Source organism: Mycolicibacterium sichuanense (assembly GCF_033741125.1).
Classification (GTDB): domain Bacteria; phylum Actinomycetota; class Actinomycetes; order Mycobacteriales; family Mycobacteriaceae; genus Mycobacterium.
This window is the reverse complement of sequence record NZ_JAWQPU010000008.1, coordinates 1-17,667: the sequence shown is the minus strand read 5'-3', so window position 1 is coordinate 17,667 and position 17,667 is coordinate 1. Positions and strand designations below refer to the sequence as shown.

The window sequence follows — 17,667 nt, the reverse complement described above, 5'->3', positions numbered from 1 at the left end:
GACTGTATGTTCAAACAGGGTGATCCAGCACCGGTTCCCGTCGCGGATCTCGAGGCCAGCCTGGCGCCGTTCGGCCAGTCCCGCATGCTGCCGCGCGAGGCGTACGTCGATCCGGACGTCTTCGAGTGGGAGCAGCGCAACATCTTCTCGGGCTGGGCGTGCGTTGGGCACGCTGGTGACCTGGCGACCGCCGGCATGCAACGCGCCATCGGCTCGGGCCGCAATGGGATGCTGCTGGTGCACGGTGACGACGGAGTCATCCGTGCCTTCGCCAACGCCTGCCGGCATCGTGGCCACGAGCTCCTGGTGTGCGGGACCACGGCGAAGCGACGGGGCATCGTCTGCCCGTACCACTCGTGGTCCTTCAAGCTGGACGGCAGCCTGCGCAACGCACCGGGTTTCGGGGACGTCGACGGATTCGATCCCGCCGAGTTCGGGCTGACCGAGCTGCGCGTCGTCGACTGGCACGGTTGGCTGTTCGTCGATCCCAGCGGTCGGGACGTCGAATTCACCGACCACGTCGCAGGTCTGGAGGAGGTGGTCAGCCCGTACCGGCCAGAAGACCTGGTGATCGTCGACCGGCACTCCTACGAATTGGCGACCAACTGGAAGGTGATCGCCGAGAACTACCAGGAGTGCTACCACTGCTCGACCATCCACCCCGAGCTATCCAAGATCAGCCCGCCCGACACCGGCGAGAACCTGGAGTTCGCGGGTTCCTGGATGGGCGGCTGGATGTCGATGATCGACGGTGCCGAGACGATGTCGTTCACGGGCAAGAGTGGCGGCGTCGCCATTGCGGGCCTCTCCGAACACGAGCTGCGCACCGTGATGTACCTCGTCGGGTTCCCGAACCTCCTCGTCAGCCTGCATCCCGACTACGTGATGACCCACCTGATGACACCCTTGGCTGTCGATCGCACGCACGTGGAGTGCGCGTGGGCGTTCCCGAAGGACGTTGCGGCTCAGCCTGATTTCGATCCGTCCTACGCCGTGGACTTCTGGGATCTGACCAATCGCCAGGATTGGGCGGCCTGCGAGTCGGTCCAGCGCGGACTGAGCTCACCCCACGCCCGGCCGGGCCCGCTGGCCCCCGACGAGGACGGTGTCTACCAGTTCGTCACCCGTGTTGCCCGTTCATACCAGGGCCGAAGTCGCGCTGCTGACGCGTCGGCGTGACCGTCACCGTCTGAGTCGACGTCTGCGTGTCGGTCTCGACGGACGTGCTCACCGACGGGGTGACCGTTTGAGTGTCGGTCTCGGTGTTGGTCACCGTGCTGGTGTCGGTGGCCGGCGTTGCGGTCTCGGTCTCGGTCTGAACGGGAGCCTGCCCACCTCCATCGCCGCCACCCCCCTCGGAATGCTGGCGGTGCGTCGAGCTGGTGGTGCTCGTGCTCGTCGACGACGAGGTGGTCGTCGAGGTGCTGGATGGGGCGCTGGTGCCGCTGGACCCGCAGGCCACCGTGACGGCACCCATCGCGATCGCGGCGATCAGTCCGGCCAGGGCGGACAAGTGTTTGGAAGTCTTGATCACGAACGACATTCCTACGCACGCCAGCTGTGAAAGCCGCTGGGACACGGTTGGGTACGGACGTACCGTCTGCTGTCAACCCCGGGCCGGGACTCCGTTCGGCCCGTCGGTCGAGTGCGCATAGGTACCGACCGCGAATGCCACCGCGGGTCCGGTGATGGCCAGCGTGGCGCGGTCGACGTTCGCAATGGTGTCACCGGGGCCCCGGTAGTTCGGGTCGAACGGGACGCCGGCCCGCCCGCCCCAGAGCCGGGCCTGCGTCGCGGTCTTGCGGCCCGACGAGCCGGTGGTGACCCCGCCCACCGGGACGCCCGCGCGAAGGAAGGCGCTGTAGTCGCTCGCCAGGCCGAGCGGCATGTCCGCCGGCCGGACACCGGCCAGGTTCAGGTAACCGGCCAACGTGCGTTCGAGCCCGGCCGAGCCGGCGGGGACGCGCGCGGCGGGCACGTCGGGATTGGGCTGACCGGACTGGTCGCCGTCGAGGGTGAAGTACCCGGCGTTGGTCGAACCGAGCAGGTCGAAGTCGAGGTACAGTGCAATGTCGTCGAGAGCCGCACGGTCCAGACCCGCCACGTAGGAGGACGACCCACGCAGGCCCGCCTGCTGGGCGCCCCAGAACGTGAAGCGCACCGCGTTCGTAACCGACGGTGAACCGCCCAGTTGCACGGCGGTTTCCAACACTGCGGCCACGCCGGATCCGTCGTCGTTCAACCCGGGGCTCGAGACCGCCGAGTCCAGATGCGCCCCGGTGACGACCACGTGGTGGGGATCACCGGTCTTGGTTTGCGCCAGCACGTTTCGTGACTTGACCACCCGACCCCTGGCGTCGAGGATCAGGTCGACCGCCGCCGAGGTGCGGCGCAACCGAGCGTCGATCTCTGGCGAGATCACGGCGACCGGTACGGTCAGCGCGGCGTAGTACCCGGCCGGAAACAGCCCTGCCGGACTGCCGTTCGCGCCGGCAGAGCTCACGACCAGGACACCAACCGCCCCCTTGCCAACGGCCACGTTCTGCTTGTCGACGACCGAGCAGCCCTCGTCGTCGACGACGGCGAGCGCGCCCCGGACGTCGACCGAACCGTAGTCGTCGGCTAGACAACCTGAGGGCCGCTGCGGACGCAAGGTGACGGCGCTGAGGCCGCCCGGCGCCGTGGTCACCAAGGAAGAGGCCTGATCGACGGCGTAGCCGCTGCCGCCCACCACCAGCCTGGGCCTTCCGGATGCGGTGGTCTCGAGCCGATCGAACTCCGGGGTCTGAACGTCGAAGCCCTTGTCCCGCAACGTCTGAGCGACGTAGTCGACGGTCGCCTCGTAGCCGGGCGTGCCGTCGGCCCTGGTGTTGGAGTTGGCCGCGGCGATGTCGGCCAGCTTCTGCAGATGGGAGTAGATGCCGTCGACCGTCACCTTGCCGGACAGCTCGCGAGCGGGGTCCGCCGCCGGCGCGGCTGGCGGCGGCGATGCCGAGGAGCAGCCGACCAGCAGCAGGAACACGCACAGCCCGATCAGCGTCCTCACGACGTCGTCGCCACGTGCCGAGTGCGGTCACTGCGCGCGGGCACTCCGTTGCGCCCACTCTCGTCCTGGGCATACAGGCCGATGGCATAGGCGACGCCCTTGCCCTGAATTCCGAGCGAGGTGTGGTCGAGGTGGTCGAAGGTGTCCGAACTCTGGTGGTAGTTCGGGTCGAAGGGTTCGTTCGCTGCCCCGCCCCAGATCATCGCCTCGTCCTCGGTCTTCTTCTCCTCGGCACCGGAGAAGAGCCCACCGGAGGGGATCCCCGCCTGCGTGAAGGCGTCGTAGTCCGAGCGCCCGTCGAAGCTGGTGTCGCGCGGTTGCTTGCCGGCGCGGTTCAGGTAGTCGGCCAGCAGCCGCTCGATGCCCGCAGAACCCTCGGGCACCCTCGGCACCCGATCCGACGGAGGCGCCGACTGGTCGCCGTCGTAGGTGAAGTACCCGGGGTTCGGCGAGGCCAGCATGTCGAAGTTCAGATACAGCGCGATGTTCTTGAGCGCCTCGACGTCGAGGGTCTGGACGTACTTCTTGGACCCAACCAGCCCCTCCTCCTCGGCCGCCCAGAACGCGAAGCGCACGGCGTTGGCGATGTTCGGCGAACTGCCCAGCTGCACCGCGGTTTCCAACACGGCGGCCACGCCCGAACCGTTGTCGTTGATGCCGGGACCCTCGGGCACGCTGTCGAGGTGGGCGCCCGCCATCACGACGTTCTCGGGCGAGCCCGTCCTGGTCTGCGCGATGACGTTGCGTGTCCGGTCGACGCGCACGCCGGCGTGCAGGGCGACGGTCGCGGCACCCGGACTCTGCCGCAGCCGGGCGCCGTCGGCCTTGGAGACGCCGACCACCGGGATCTTGACGTCGGTGTCCTCGCCAAGGGTGCCACCGCCGATCTCACCGTCGGCGTTGTTGGCGACGATCATCGCGACCGCCCCGCGTTCGGCAGCCACGGTCTGCTTCTGCCCGAACGGACACGCGCCGCGGTCGACGAGCACGATCGCGCCCTTGACGTCGAGACCGTCGTAGTCCGACACCGCGCAGCCGGGCTTGGGCCCGGTGCGGGCGGGCACCAGGGGCCCGCTCACGCCATCCTGCTCGGTACCGGCGGTGTAGTTCAGCGGCATGGCCTTGACTCGTTCGCCGCCGACGGTGACGACAGGTTCGTCGGCGAACGGAATTCGAACGTCGAAGTCCGTCGTCTGCACTTCGAATCCCTTGTCCCGCAACGTCTGTGCAACGTAATCGACACTTGCGTCGTAACCGGGCGAGCCGAGCGCGCGGGTTCCACCGTTGGCGTTGGCGATGTCCTGCAGCTTGCGCAGGTGGGCCAGCATCGCATCGGTGGACACGTGATCCCGCAACGCCGCCGCGAACTGCGCGGCAGGCGTCGTCCCCGCATCCGTCGACGGCGACGCCCCCGGTGTCGCGGGCGCCTGGCCCGGTTGCCGCGAGCAGGCGACGCCGCCCGCGGCAACCGCGACTGCGATCGACGTCACCAGTACCAGCCGTGCTCTGCGCCACATGGCCCCAACGTTAGTCACGTCGCCGACCGAGCCGTCGGCACCGTATGTCCTTGATTGACATATCACGCAACTTCGGGCAGCCTCGTTTTAGGTGAAACATCACGCATAAGGAGCACTCATGGGATCCCTGGACGGCAAGAACGCACTCGTCACGGGCGGCACGGCTGGCATCGGACTGGCGTCGGCCCGCGCCCTCGCCGAGGCGGGTGCCCACGTCTTCCTCACCGGCCGCAACCAGACCACCATCGACGCTGCCGTGGCCTCGATCGGCCCGGCCGCGACCGGAATCCGCAGCGACGTCAGCGAGCCGGCGCAGCTGGACGCCATCGTCGACGCGGTGACCGGCCACGGCGGCGGACTGGACGTCGTGTTCACCAATGCCGGTGGCGGTGAGTTCGCCACGCTCGAGGACACGACGGTCGAGCACGTGAACGACACCTTCAACCGAAACGTCGCGGGAACGCTGTTCACCGTGCAGAAGGTGCTGCCACTGCTCAATCCGGGAGCGTCGGTCATCCTCTCCGGGTCGACCGCGGCGTCGCGGGGGGTTCCCTCGTTCGGCGCCTACGCCGCGAGCAAGGCGGCGGTGCGCTCCCTGGGCCGGACCTGGGCGGCGGAGCTGGCCGATCGCAGCATCCGGGTCAACACGCTGGTGCCAGGTCCGATCGAGACGCCGGGACTGGTTGGGCTCGCACCGGCAGGCGGGGAGAAGGAGCTGCTGGAGAACCTCACCGCCGACGTCACGCTGGGCCGCATCGGCAGACCCGAGGAGGTCGCCGCCGCCGTGGTCTTCCTGGCATCCCCGGCCAGCAGCTTCATGACCGGCAGCGAGCTGTTCGTCGACGGTGGCGAGGTGCAGACCTAGCGCTCACTCCAGGGTCGGCAGGGTGCCCTCGCGCAGGATCGTCCGACGGACCACCTCGAGAAGGTCACCGAGCTCGACGACCTGGTCTTCCTTCAGATCGGAGAAGAACAGCGTCCTGACGAAGGCCACGTGCTTGGGCGCCGCGGTGCGCAGGGTCTTCCACCCCGCGTCGGTCAGCAGCGCGTCGGTGGCCCGGCCGTCGGTCTCGGACTGCACGCGCTGCACGAACCCGCGGCCCGCCATCCGCTGGAGGTGATGCGACAGGCGGCTGCGCTCCCACCCGATGGTGGTGGCCAGCAGCGACAGGCGCAGCCGCCGCCGGGGCGCCGCCGAAAGCGCATTCATCACCGTGTAGTCCGCAAGCGACAGCCCGCACTCGGACTGCAGCTGGCGGTTCATCTCGAACTCCATCCGGTGATAGACGCTCATGTAGTTCAACCACGTCCGCCCCTGCGACGGCGTCAGCCACGCGACCATCGCACCATCATCGGCATTGGATGACACTTCACGCAAATGTCGATCGCCGGCTGGCCCTCAGGCGTCCCGGCGGTTGAGCAGTACGGCGGCACCCGCGAACATCGCGGCGACCACCACGGCGAAGTACACCAGGGATCCGAAGGTTCCCCACGGCATCTCGTAGGAGGGATAGAGCCACGGCACGTCGATGAAGACGAAGGCGTTGACGAACGGCAGGAACGGTCCCAGCCGAGCGCCCAAGTCGGGCAGGTTCGCCAGGATCGGCTCGACTAACAGCGGCCAGAGCAGCAGGGCCGCCACCGCGCCCGCGGTGTGGCGCAGCAGCGAGCCGACGGCCACGCCGAGCACCGCCGCCAGCGCCGCGTACAGCGCCAGCGCTCCGACGACCTGCCACACCCGCCCGTCGGCCAGGGACAGCCCGGTCCCGACCAGCGGATCCGCCGACAACCGCGCGACGACCAGCGCCGCGATCGAGAGCAGCACCGTGTAGCCACTCGCCGAGATCAGCGCGACGACGGCCTTCGCCGAGAGCACCATGGTGCGGTTCGGGTTGGCGGCGAACGTCGCACGAATCATCCCCGTGCGGTACTCCCCCGAGACCGTCATCGCCGAGAGGACCATCAGCACCGGCACGCCGAACACCGCGACGCCGAGGACGGCCCGCTCGGGTGGCAGCATCGACCCGGGGTAGGCGGTTCCGCCCTGCAGCGAGGCCACCGCGAGGCTGCACACCGCGGCCGCCAGGCACGTCCACAGCGGCGACCGGATGGTCGAGAGCTTGATGCGCTCGGCGTTCAGCGCCTCCAGGAGCGTCATCGCCCCGCCCGGTACTGCACGTCACCGTCGGTCAATCGCAGGTAGGCGTCCTCCAGCGACGCCTGGGTGATACTCAGCTCGTGCAGGACGATCGCGTTGCGGGCGGCCAGCTCGCCGACGACCTCGATCGCGGCGCCGCGCACCGCCAGTGCCGACCCGTCCGGTTCGACGGTCACGTCGATGCCCGCGCCGGCGAGCAGGTCGGTCAAGGTGTCGAGCTGCGGGCTGCGCACGCGCACGGCGTCGGCACCCGAACGGCTGACGAACTCGCTGACCGTCGTCGACGCGATGAGCCGGCCCCGGCCGATCACCACCAGACGGTCGGCGGTGTTGGCCATCTCGGCCAGCAGATGGCTCGATACCAGCACGGTGCGGCCCTCAGCGGCCAAGGCCCTCATCAAGGTGCGCACCCAGCGGATGCCCTCCGGGTCGAGGCCGTTGACCGGCTCGTCGAACAGCAACACGGGCGGGTCCCCGAGCAGCGCCGCGGCGATGCCCAACCGCTGGCCCATTCCAAGCGAGAGGGTTCCAGCACGCTGATCGGCCACCGCAGCGAGCCCGACGATGTCGAGCACCTCGTCGACCCTGGTGAACGGGACGCGGCTGGTGGCGGCCAGCCAGCGCAGGTGATTGCGGGCCGAGCGGCTGGGATGCACCTGCTTGGCGTCGAGTAGCGCGCCTACCGTGCGCAGCGGGTCGGGCAGCTGGCGGTAGGTCTTGCCGTCGATGGTGGCGGTGCCCGAGGTGGGGTGGTCCAGCCCCAGGATCATCCGCATCGTCGTGGTCTTGCCAGCGCCGTTGGGGCCGAGGAACCCGGTGACGACGCCCGCCTCGATGGAACAGGTGAGGTCGTCGACGGCGCGGGTACCGCCGGTACTGTGCCCGACGAGACCGCGCCCGACGAGACCGCGCCCGAAGACCTTCGTCAATCCCTTCAACTCGATCACTTGGCCCATGATCTCAGCTCAGGTGCGCCACGATCAGGTCCGCGACCGCCCGCATGCCCGCGGCATTGGGGTGCAGCGGCGCGGGCCGGCCCGGCCGGGGCAGCCCGAACCGCGTCGTCCACGGGTCTGGTGACCAGGCATGATGCTCACGGCTGGCGGCCGCCGCCCGGACCACTTCGCAGCCGGTGGCCGTCGCTGCTTCCTCGGTGGCCCGCTCCAGCGTGTCGGCGATCCGGCGGGCCGCCGACAGCTGGCCCGCCGAGTAGGGCGGTGCGGCCGTGCCCGCCGGCGGCAGCAGCGTCAGGTAGTCGACGAACAGGATCCGCGCCGACGGGGCGCGCGCCACCAACTCCCGACCGATGCTCCGCAGTGGTGCGGATACCCGGTCGAGCTCGGCGATGCGGGCGTCGACGTCGAGCCGGTCGCGGAGCGCGCCGCGCAGCAGCGGCACCGAACCGACCCACCGCGGCAGACCGGCGGCGAGCAGGAAGGGCACGTAGCCGACGTCGTTGCCGCCGATGGTCACGGTGACCAGACTCTCCGTGCCGTCGAGGGCCTCGATCTGCGGCGGCGCACCACGCTGGGGTTCGGACAGCACATTTGCCGTCGTGGCACCGGAGAACGTCACGTCGACCAGGTCGTAGGAGAGCCGCCCGGCGACCAGGTGGGCGTAGTTGGCGGCCGACCGGCCGGCCAGCCGTGGCGCTCCCGCCGCGCCGGGCTTGATCCCCGGGCCGGCCGCCATCGACGAACCCAGGGCGACGTAGCGGCCGGTCATGGGGTGGTCGGACTCGATGCCTGCGCCCAGAACCGCTTGGGTATCCGCCCGGCCTGGCGGGCCAGCCGCCCGGCGGTGACCGCGGCCGCCATCGCCGCAGCCATGGTGGGTGGGTCGGCGGCCCGCGTCACCGCCGTCGCCAACAGCACCGCGTCGCATCCGAGCTCCATCGCCTGCGCCGCATCGCTGGCGGTGCCGATGCCGGCGTCGAGCACGATCGGCACACCCGCCCGCTCGACGATCATGGCGATGTTGTGGGGGTTGGCGATGCCGAGACCGGTTCCGATCGGCGAGCCCAGCGGCATCACCGCCGCGCAGCCGGTGTCCTCGAGGCGCTGGGCCAGCACCGGGTCGTCGTTGGTGTAGGCCATGACGACGAAGCCGTCGTCGACCAATTGCTCTGCGGCCCTGACCAATTCGATGGCGTCGGGAAGCAGGGTGCGCTCGTCGGCGATGACCTCGAGCTTGACCCAGTCCGTCTGCAGCGCCTCCCGCGCCAGCCGAGCCGTCAACACGGCCTCCGCGGCGCCGCGACAGCCGGCGGTGTTGGGCAGCGGTGTGATGCCCAGCCGGTTCAGCAGGTCGAGCACACCGGTGCCGCCGTCGGCGTCGACGCGGCGCAGCGCGACGGTGGTGAGCTCGGTACCGGAGGCGATCAAGGCCTCCTCCAACACCGCCAGGTTGGCCGCGCCACCCGTGCCGAGGATCAGCCGCGATCCGAAGCTGCGGCCGGCGATGACCAACTTTCCCGGGTCCCCGGCGACGTCAGCCACCTTGCACCGCCGTCACGACCTCCACCTTGGCACCGTCGGCGAGCGGCTGGTGCCACTCCGAGCGCGGAATCACCGCCCAGTCGATCGCGACGGCGATCCCCTTGTCCGGCATGCCGAGTTCGACCAGCAGTTGCTCGACGGTGGTGCCCTCGCCGACCTCGACGGCCTCGTCGTTGACGACCAGTTTCGTACGGTCACACCCACTTTCATCTCCTGCGCGATGCGCTCGGCGGTCCACGGCGCCAGCAGGAAGCCCGACCTGCCGTGTCCCGCGGCCACCAGCGTGCGCTCGTCGAGCCGCCCAACGATGGGTACGTTGTCCGGGGTCATCGGGCGCAGCCCGGCGGCACACTCGGCGAACTCGTACTCCCCCAGCGCTGGCATCACCTCGCACGCGTCGTCCAGCAGCTCGCGTACCCCGGCGACCGCGGGTGCGGTGTCCCTGCCGTGCTCGTACTGCGTGGCGCCAACCACCACGCCGTCGGCGCGTGGCACCAGGTACACCTGTCGGCCGTGCACCCTGGCCCGAATCACCCTCTGCGGCACCGGCATACATCCGCGGCGCCACCGAAGCCTGAGTACCTCGCCCTTGACGGGCCGGATCGGCAGACCGGGCCACAGCGCGGGTGCGTCGATGCCGTTGGCGATCACGGCAAGGTCGGCGTCGCGCACCTCGTCCAGCGACCGCACCGGAGCGGTCCACGTCACGCCGAGCTCCGCGCAGCGCGCGGCAAGCGCCGCGACCAGCGCCCGATTGTCCACGGCCAGCTCGGTCTCGGCGACGAACCCGTGCCGGATGCGCTGTCCCAAGAGCGGTTCCAAATCCCGTGCGGTGGTGGTCATCGTCACCGGATGCCCTTGGGCGGCAAGCCATTCTCCGGTGGTGGCCAGATCCGCCACGTCGGCCCGGTCGACGGCGACGACCAGCGACTCCCGCGCGGTGACCACGTCGGCGGGCAGCCCGTCGAGGAAGTCGGCGTGCCACAGCGCCAGCGATGCCAGCCCGATCTGCAGCAGCTGCTCCTCACCCGGCCAGGCCTCGCTGTGCGGGGCCAGCATCCCGCCGGCGACCCAGGAGGCACCATGCGCATCGTCCCGGTGAACCCGCACCGCCCAACCATCCAGCAGGGCGCGCCGAGCCACCGACAGCCCGATGACACCGCCGCCAATCACGGCCAGGGTGCGGGTACGCAATGCCTCTTTCCTTCCTACGCCGGCATGATCCGGATCAGGTGTGACGGTAAGGGTGGCCTCGCACCCACTCTCAGCCCCCGGTCCCGGGACTCCCGTGTCGCGTGCTCGAGCCTACTCGCCGGTCGCTAACGTTCGCGGTGTGCTTGATCCACGAGATCGTCTCGCGACCGCCCGGCTCTACCTGTGCACCGACGCCCGGCGCGAGCGCGGCGACCTCGGCGAATTCGTCGATGCCGCGCTCTCGGGCGGGGTCGACGTCGTCCAGCTGCGCGACAAGGGTTCGGCGGGTGAGCGAGAGTTCGGCCCGCTCGAGGCGCGCGGCGAACTGGCCGCGCTCGAGGTGCTAGCCGACGCGGCCCGCAGGCATGGCGCCCTGGTCGCCGTCAACGACCGGGCCGACGTCGCCAGGGCGGCCGGCGCCGACGTCCTGCACCTTGGCCAGGACGACCTTCCGCTGCCGGTAGCCCGCGACGTCATCGGGGAACGCCCGCTGATCGGCCGGTCCACCCACGACGCGCGCCAGGTCGAGGCGGCGCTCGGCGAGGCCGTCGACTACTTCTGCGTCGGCCCCTGCTGGCCCACCCCGACCAAGCCGGGGCGCGCCGCGCCGGGCCTGGACCTGGTCAGGACGGCGGCCGCGACGGGCACCGGCAAGCCGTGGTTCGCGATCGGCGGCATCGACGACGAGCGACTACCCGAGGTACTGGCCGCAGGCGCCACGCGCATCGTGGTGGTGCGCGCCATCACCGCGGCCGCGGATCCCGCTGCCGCGGCCAGGCAGCTCAGGGCGGCGCTCAGCCCTCGCGATTGACCCACAGCGGCAGCGACGCCGACTCGGTGCGTAGCCGTTCCCAGCTCGCGGCGAAGCCGGGATGTAGCGGCAGCTGCACCACCTCGTCCTCGGCGACCCAGCGCAGCTCGGAACTCTCGCGGTTTGGCACCGTCTCCAGCGGTTCCGGCGCGTCGGCGATCACCGTGGTGTAGGTCCAGGCCACGCCCTGCGGTTCGAACGTCACCACCTCGAGGCGCACGACCAGCTGCTCGACGCGCAGGCCGGCCTCCTCGTGCGCCTCACGGACCGCGGCCTGCTCGGCCGTCTCGTGGCTGTCGCGGGCACCGCCCGGCAGACCCCACGTACCGCCCTGGTGGCTCCACGGCGCGCGGTGCTGCAGCAGGACCGCGGCGCTGCCATCGGGCCGCGGGGCACGCAACAGCAGCCCGGCGGCGCCGTGCAGTCCCCAGAAGTGGGCCCCGTCGGTCGAACTCACCCAGCCATCCCCGTCGCCACGCACGGCTTCAGGATAGGTCCCCGGACCGCCCGGCCCGCAGGAGCGATCCGAACGGGTGTCGGCCAATGTCCCGCGCGTCCCGCCCCCTGCTCTTAGAATTCCTTTACAGTTGAGGAGTCGGGAAAGTAGCACCGAAAGCAGAGGTCCGCGCACAGGTGACTGTGGAGTTGGCGCACCCTTCCACCGAGCCTCTTGCGTCCCGCTCGCAGGCCAGACCAGCGCACCCACGCTGGTGGTTCCTCTGGACCACGCCCGGCCGCATCCTCACCATCGGCTTCGTCCTCGCGGCACTGGTCATTGCCTGCGCGTTCGCCACCTCGACGACGATCGACAACCGCCAGCAGGCCCTGTCCACCGTGCTCGACCACACCGAACCGCTGGCCTTCGCCGCCGGTCAGCTCTACACGACGCTCTCGGTGGCCGACGCCGCCGCGGCCACCGCGTTCATCTCCGGCGCCGAGCCCAGGGCCGTGCGGCAGCGCTACGAGCAGGCCATCACCGACGCGTCGGTGGCGGTCACACGGGCCAGCAGCGGGTTGACCGACGACGCGATGGTTCAGCTGCTGGGCCGGGTCAATGCCCAGCTGGCGGTCTACACCGGCCTGGTCGAGACGGCTCGCACCAACAACCGGGCCGGCAACCCCGTCGGCTCGTCGTACCTGTCCGAGGCCTCTGCGCTCATGCAGACGCAAATCCTCCCCGACGCCCAGCGGCTGTACGAGGAGACGTCCAAGCAGGTCGACACCGAGACGACAGCGTCGACCAGGATCCCGGCCCCCGTCATCCTGGTGGTGCTGGCGACGCTGATGTTCGGGGCGTTCGCCAATCGGTGGCTGTCCCGGCGCACGCGACGGCGGGTCAACATCGGCTTCGTCGCCGGCGGTCTGGCGGTGCTCATCATGATCGTGTGGGTCGGCACGGCCCTGGCGATCTCCACCGCGGACAGCCGCAGCGCCAAGAGCACCGCGGCCGAATCCCTCAAGACCGTCACCACCATGGCGATCACGGCCCAGCAGGCCCGGGCCGACGAGACGCTGTCACTGATCCGCCGCGGTGACGAAGGCGTGCGCAAGCAGTCGTACTACCAGCGCATCGACACCATGCAGCAGCAGCTGGCCGACTACCTGGACCGCGACGACGCCATCGACAAGGCCGACCTCTCCGACGCCGAGCAACTGCTGCGTCGCTGGCGAGCCGCCGACGACCGGATCAACGCCTACATCGCGGTCGGCAACTACCAGGCCGCCACCCAGGTGGCCCTCGGCACCGGCGAGGACGATTCCACCCCCGCGTTCGACAAGCTGGACGCGGCGCTGACCAAGGGCATCGGGGAGAGCCGCCAACAACTGCGCAACGACATCGTCAACGCGCGCCGGGTGCTGTCCGGCGCTACCGTCGGCGCGGCGGCGCTGAGCATCATTGCGGCCATCGCGGTGGCGCTCGGGCTCTGGCCGAGGTTGAGTGAGTACAGATGAGCGTCAAGCGGCTTGGGGCCGTTCTCGCCGTGGGGGCCGTGGTGCTGGCTGGGTGCAGCCAGACCGCCCCCGCCGTCAACGTGCCCAGCGTGACACTGGCCCCGCCGACGCCGGCTGGCATGACCGAGGCGCCACCGGAACCGGTCCAGCTGCCCGATCCCGACGCCGACGACTGCACGGCGAGCCTGCGTCCGTTCCCCACCAAGGCCGACGCCATGGCCGCCGTCACCAACATCCGCAACCGCGGCAGGCTCATCGTGGGACTCGACATCGGCAGCAACCTATTCAGCTTCCGCGATCCGATCACCGGTGAGATCACCGGTTTCGACGTCGACATCGCCGGCGAGGTGGCCCGCGACATCTTCGGCACGCCGTCCCAGGTCGAATACCGCATCCTGTCGTCGGCCGACCGCATCACCGCACTGCAGAACAACCAGGTCGACATCGTCGTGAAGACCATGAGCATCACCTGTGCGCGCAAGGAGCTGGTGGACTTCTCGACCGAATACCTCGCGGCCAACCAGCGGATCCTGGCGCCGCGCGACTCGCCGATCACCCAGGCCTCCGATCTCGCGGGCAAGCGGGTGTGCGCCGTAACCGGGACGACGTCGCTGGAGCGGGTGCGGCAGATCAGCCCGCCACCGGTCATCGTCGAGGTGGTGACGTGGGCCGACTGTCTGGTGGCGTTGCAGCAGCGCCAGGTCGACGCCGTCAGCACCGACGACTCGATCCTGGCCGGGCTGGTCAGCCAGGACCCCTATCTGCACATCGTCGGACCGTCGATGGCCAAGGAGCCCTACGGCATCGGAATCAACAAGGACAACCCCGGACTGGTGCGGTTCGTCAACGGTACGCTCGAGCGGGTACGCCGCGACGGAACGTGGAACACCCTGTACCGCAAGTGGTTGTCCGTGCTCGGGCCCGCGCCCGCGCCGCCAGTACCGAGGTATGAGTACGAATGAGCGCCGGCGAGCATTCCGACGGGGACCCCGGCACGGCGCCCTTCTCCCCCTTCGATGACGACGCGTATCCCGGCACCCAGCCGGCGGACGCGATGGCCTACGATTCGCTGGCGACGATGCGCCCGATGGCCACACAGGCCGTCTTCCGGCCCAACTTCGATGACTCCGAGGGGGTTTCGGTCGACAGCGTCGAGACCGAACCACACGATCACCCCACCACGCTGACGCGACAGTGGTCGCCGATCCGCCGCCTCGGCGGCGGCCTCGTCGAAGTGCCGCGGGTTCCCGAGCGGGATCCCCTGGAAGCGTTGATGACCGACCCGGTCGTCGCCGAGGCCAAGAGGTTCTGCTGGAACTGCGGCAAGCCGGTCGGCCGGTCGACCTCCGACGGCGAGGCGCTGTCCGAGGGCTGGTGCCCGCACTGCGGCAGCCCGTATTCCTTCCTGCCCCAGCTGAGTCCGGGGGACATGGTCGTCGATCAGTACGAGATCAAGGGCTGCATCGCCCACGGCGGACTCGGCTGGATCTACCTGGCGTTCGACAAGAACGTCAACGACCGGCCGGTCGTACTCAAGGGTCTGGTGCATTCCGGGGACGCCGAGGCACAGTCGATCGCGATGGCCGAGCGCCAGTTCCTGGCCGAGGTCACCCACCCCGGAATCGTCAAGATCTTCAACTTCGTCGAGCACGACGACAAGAACGGCGATCCCGTCGGCTACATCGTCATGGAGTACGTCGGCGGAACCTCGCTCAAGCAGGCTAAAGGCGTCAAACTGCCCGTCGCCCAAGCGATCGCGTTCATGCTGGAGATCCTGCCCGCACTTGGCTATCTGCACTCCATGGGCCTGGTGTACAACGACCTCAAGCCCGAGAACGTGATGGTCACCGAGGAACAGCTCAAGTTGATCGACCTCGGCGCCGTGTCCAGGCTGAACTCCTACGGATTCCTCTACGGGACACCGGGTTACCAGGCGCCCGAGATCGTCAAGACGGGGCCGACGATCGCCACCGACATCTACACGGTCGGCCGCACCCTCGCTGCGCTCACCCTGGACCTGCGCACCCGCAACGGCCGCTACGACGACGGCCTTCCAGAGAACGATCCCGTTCTAGCGCAATACGATTCGTTCGCCCGGTTGCTGCGCAGAGCCATCGACCCCGACCCGCGCCGTCGGTTCGCCAGCGCCGACGAGATGTCCGGCCAGCTGATCGGTGTCCTGCGCGAGGTGGTCGCCCAGGATTCGGGCGTTCCCCGCCCGGGTCTCTCGACGGTGTTCAGCCCGTCGCGGTCGACGTTCGGGGTGGATCTGCTGGTCGCCCACACCGACGTCTACCTCGACGGGCAGGTGCACTCCGAGAAGCTGACCGCCCAGGAGATCGTCCGGGCGCTGCAGGTACCCCTCGTCGATCCAGCCGACGTGGGTGCTGCGGTGCTGTCGGCGACGGTGCTCAGCCAGCCCGTCCAGACCCTCGACTCGCTACGCGCGGCACGTTACGGGTCGCTGGACTCCGACGGCGTCGACCTCTCCGAATCAGTGGAGCTGCCGCTGATGGAGGTGCGGGCGCTGCTCGACCTCGGCGACGTGGCCAAGGCCAGCCGCAAGCTCGACGATCTGCAGGAGCGGGTGGGCTGGCGGTGGCGTCTGACGTGGTTCCGCGCGGTGGCCGAATTGCTCACTGCCGACTACGAATCGGCGATGAAGCACTTCACGGAGGTGCTGGACACGCTGCCCGGCGAGCTGGCCCCGAAGCTGGCGTTGGCGGCCACCGCCGAGCTGGCCGGATCCGCCGACGAGCACACGTTCTACAAGACGGTGTGGAACACCGACAACGGCATCATCTCCGCAGGCTTCGGCCTGGCCCGAGCGCAATCCGCCGCCGCCAAGCGCGACGAGGCCGTTACGACGCTGGACCAGGTGCCGCCCACCTCTCGGCACTTCACCACGGCGCGCCTGACGAGCGCGGTGACGCTGCTATCGGGGCGGTCGGGCAGTGAGATCACCGAGCAGCAGATCCGCGACGCCGCTCGACGGGTAGAGGTGTTGCCCGACACCGAGCCTCGCGTGCTGCAGATCCGGGCCCTGGTGCTGGGCACCGCGATGGACTGGCTCGCCGACAACACCGCGAGCACCAATCACATCCTGGGCTTCCCCTTCACCGAGCACGGCCTGCGACTCGGCGTCGAGGCGTCGCTGCGTGGACTGTCGCGGGTGGCGCCGACCCAGGAGCACAGGTACGCACTGGTGGACCTGGCCAACAGCGTGCGCCCGATGAGCACGTTCTGACGCCTCAGCGTCGGAACCGGTCGTGCAGTTGCGGATCGGCCTCCCACCACAATCCGGATGCCGGCGCCTCGGGCTCGTCCTCCCGAGCCGTCGGTGCGTGGTCGAGTTCGGCGTCGACCTCGGCGGCCCTCTTCTTCTCGTGCTTGGACAGGCCGCGCAGCAGGACCGCGAGGAAGGGCACGCCGAGCACGTCACCGACGATCCACAGGACGCCCGCGCCCACCGACTGGTCGGTCCGCAAGCTTGGCCCCCAGTTGCGCTGCAGGCCTTGGTAGTAGGAGTAGGCGATCAGCGGACCCAGCCACAGCACCAGGCCCAGCAGTCCGTCCCCGAGGGATTCCACGACGCTGATGCCGATCGACAGCATCGGCGAGTAGCGACGTGGCACGGGATCGTTCTGCAGCCGGGTGTAGAAGTAGCCGAAGCCGATGAGCACCAGAAGGATTCGCGTGACTGCGCCAACGACGCCGGCCATCGATGCGACGTACCACGGCGTCAGGTAGAGAAGCCACGGCAGCCCCAGCATCGCCACCGACGTGCACAGCGGCGACAGCACGACGCGGCACGTCCTGGAGTTCAGTAGTCGGTCCAGTTGGGCTTGCCGCGCCTCTTCCAGCGCTTCACGGACGGTGGCGACGGGCCTGCCGAGGGCCAGGAGGAATGGCACCACGAACAGCAGCATCAGGACCTGCACCGCCCGCATCCAGAACAGCACGGGCGCGTACACCGCGACGACGCTCGAGGTGGCCAGCAACCAGGTACCAAGGCCCGCCGCGAAGCACCACGCGGGGCCGCGCTGCCGTGGGTGGCAGCGGGCGTACCCGACGCCAAGGACGGCCACCAGGAGCAGAGCGGCCACGTCCAACCGCCAGGACGTCAGCGCGACCCCCAGGGACAGGGGTGTCGTCGCGGCAGTCATGCGCAGACGCTACGACGCGAACCTGGGAACTGGCCGCGTGTTGCCCGCCAACCAGGTGGGGTTGCGAACCCTTCGTGGTCGTCGACGATCGCTAGCCGCAACTGGTCACGCTCGAGCGCGGACGGTCACGCCCCGGGGTCTGGGCCGCCGGCAGGCCTTCAACTGGTCGAACGCCGTTCGCCATCCGGAGCCGTCCGTCCGGCCGAGGGAGGACTGCGCACGGCGCTGAATGTCGGTGGTTCGAACTAGTATTCGACTATGAGTTCGGGGGCCGTGGTCGAGGCGATCGCCGCGATGCGGGCCGCCTACGACGCCGTCGCCGAC

At 69.6% G+C, this 17,667-nt stretch carries 18 protein-coding genes; 6 read left to right on the top strand and 12 right to left on the bottom strand.

Going from position 1 to position 17,667, the window contains the following annotated elements:
• The first annotated feature begins 6 nt into the window (after positions 1-6).
• Entirely contained in the window at positions 7-1,179 is a 1,173-nt protein-coding gene (locus SBI80_RS22510) for an aromatic ring-hydroxylating oxygenase subunit alpha (protein WP_318977060.1), read from the top strand.
• Here the strand turns inward: SBI80_RS22510 and SBI80_RS22505 are convergent.
• The 3 genes from SBI80_RS22505 to SBI80_RS22495 all read right to left on the bottom strand — a co-directional run bounded on the left by SBI80_RS22505 (position 1,121) and on the right by SBI80_RS22495 (position 4,563).
• Positions 1,121-1,534, bottom strand: a complete 414-nt coding sequence (locus SBI80_RS22505) for a hypothetical protein (RefSeq protein WP_318977059.1) — start codon at positions 1,532-1,534, stop codon at positions 1,121-1,123. The genes SBI80_RS22510 and SBI80_RS22505 overlap by 59 nt on opposite strands.
• A gap of 72 nt (positions 1,535-1,606) precedes the next feature.
• On the bottom strand, positions 1,607-3,046 hold the full coding sequence (locus SBI80_RS22500; RefSeq protein WP_413232782.1) for a M28 family peptidase: 1,440 nt from the start codon (positions 3,044-3,046) through the stop codon (positions 1,607-1,609).
• Positions 3,043-4,563 (bottom strand): M28 family metallopeptidase, encoded by a 1,521-nt coding sequence (locus SBI80_RS22495; RefSeq protein ID WP_318977058.1) that lies wholly within the window; start codon positions 4,561-4,563, stop codon positions 3,043-3,045. The genes SBI80_RS22500 and SBI80_RS22495 overlap by 4 nt, the downstream gene beginning before the upstream one ends.
• Before the next feature lie 118 nt (positions 4,564-4,681).
• Here SBI80_RS22495 and SBI80_RS22490 point away from each other — a divergent pair, with 118 nt between their 5' ends.
• Positions 4,682-5,428, top strand: coding sequence for an SDR family NAD(P)-dependent oxidoreductase (locus SBI80_RS22490; protein WP_318977057.1), 747 nt, complete (start codon positions 4,682-4,684; stop codon positions 5,426-5,428).
• Between the two features lie 3 nt (positions 5,429-5,431).
• Here the strand turns inward: SBI80_RS22490 and SBI80_RS22485 are convergent, their stop codons facing one another.
• The 7 genes from SBI80_RS22485 to thiO are packed head-to-tail and all read right to left on the bottom strand — an operon-like array spanning position 5,432 to position 10,413.
• Positions 5,432-5,905, bottom strand: coding sequence for a MarR family winged helix-turn-helix transcriptional regulator (locus SBI80_RS22485; RefSeq protein WP_318977056.1), 474 nt, complete (start codon positions 5,903-5,905; stop codon positions 5,432-5,434).
• 57 nt (positions 5,906-5,962) lie between these two features.
• Positions 5,963-6,721: an ABC transporter permease gene (locus tag SBI80_RS22480; protein WP_318977055.1), complete on the bottom strand. Its 759-nt coding sequence runs from the start codon at positions 6,719-6,721 to the stop codon at positions 5,963-5,965.
• Positions 6,718-7,668 (bottom strand): ABC transporter ATP-binding protein, encoded by a 951-nt coding sequence (locus tag SBI80_RS22475; protein WP_318977054.1) that lies wholly within the window; start codon positions 7,666-7,668, stop codon positions 6,718-6,720. The genes SBI80_RS22480 and SBI80_RS22475 overlap by 4 nt, the downstream gene beginning before the upstream one ends.
• 13 nt (positions 7,669-7,681) lie before the next feature.
• A complete protein-coding gene (locus SBI80_RS22470; protein WP_318977053.1) occupies positions 7,682-8,446 on the bottom strand; it encodes an SGNH/GDSL hydrolase family protein in 765 nt (254 codons plus the stop codon).
• Complete coding sequence (locus tag SBI80_RS22465; RefSeq protein ID WP_318977052.1) at positions 8,443-9,219, bottom strand: thiazole synthase; 777 nt, start codon at positions 9,217-9,219, stop codon at positions 8,443-8,445. The genes SBI80_RS22470 and SBI80_RS22465 overlap by 4 nt, the downstream gene beginning before the upstream one ends.
• Positions 9,212-9,346: a sulfur carrier protein ThiS gene (gene thiS, locus SBI80_RS22460; RefSeq protein ID WP_318977233.1), complete on the bottom strand. Its 135-nt coding sequence runs from the start codon at positions 9,344-9,346 to the stop codon at positions 9,212-9,214. Before thiS ends, SBI80_RS22465 begins: the two co-directional genes overlap by 8 nt.
• Positions 9,289-10,413 carry a glycine oxidase ThiO gene (gene thiO, locus SBI80_RS22455; protein WP_318977051.1) on the bottom strand — a complete coding sequence of 375 codons (1,125 nt, stop codon included), beginning with the start codon at positions 10,411-10,413 and terminating at the stop codon, positions 9,289-9,291. The genes thiS and thiO overlap by 58 nt, the downstream gene beginning before the upstream one ends.
• Positions 10,414-10,552: 139 nt before the next feature.
• Between thiO and thiE the strand changes: the two genes are divergently transcribed.
• Complete coding sequence (thiE, locus tag SBI80_RS22450) at positions 10,553-11,224, top strand: thiamine phosphate synthase (RefSeq protein ID WP_318977050.1); 672 nt, start codon at positions 10,553-10,555, stop codon at positions 11,222-11,224.
• Here the strand turns inward: thiE and SBI80_RS22445 are convergent.
• Positions 11,208-11,705, bottom strand: a complete 498-nt coding sequence (locus SBI80_RS22445) for an NUDIX hydrolase (RefSeq protein ID WP_318977049.1) — start codon at positions 11,703-11,705, stop codon at positions 11,208-11,210. The two genes, thiE and SBI80_RS22445, sit on opposite strands and share 17 nt — an antisense overlap.
• A 152-nt stretch (positions 11,706-11,857) precedes the next feature.
• Here SBI80_RS22445 and glnX point away from each other — a divergent pair, with 152 nt between their 5' ends.
• Genes glnX through SBI80_RS22430 form a run of 3 tightly spaced genes read left to right on the top strand, consistent with a single transcriptional unit; the run spans position 11,858 to position 16,424 of the window.
• Entirely contained in the window at positions 11,858-13,177 is a 1,320-nt protein-coding gene (glnX, locus tag SBI80_RS22440; protein ID WP_318977048.1) for a protein kinase G-activating protein GlnX, read from the top strand.
• Complete coding sequence (locus SBI80_RS22435) at positions 13,174-14,139, top strand: glutamate ABC transporter substrate-binding protein (protein WP_318977047.1); 966 nt, start codon at positions 13,174-13,176, stop codon at positions 14,137-14,139. The genes glnX and SBI80_RS22435 overlap by 4 nt, the downstream gene beginning before the upstream one ends.
• The gene (locus SBI80_RS22430; protein WP_318977046.1) at positions 14,136-16,424 is read left to right on the top strand and encodes a serine/threonine-protein kinase PknG; all 2,289 of its coding nucleotides are present in this window, start codon (positions 14,136-14,138) and stop codon (positions 16,422-16,424) included. Before SBI80_RS22435 ends, SBI80_RS22430 begins: the two co-directional genes overlap by 4 nt.
• Positions 16,425-16,428: 4 nt before the next feature.
• On the opposite strand, the gene SBI80_RS22425 is transcribed toward SBI80_RS22430, so the two are convergent.
• Positions 16,429-17,349 (bottom strand): cytochrome c oxidase assembly protein, encoded by a 921-nt coding sequence (locus tag SBI80_RS22425; RefSeq protein ID WP_318977232.1) that lies wholly within the window; start codon positions 17,347-17,349, stop codon positions 16,429-16,431.
• Positions 17,350-17,667: the final 318 nt, after the last annotated feature.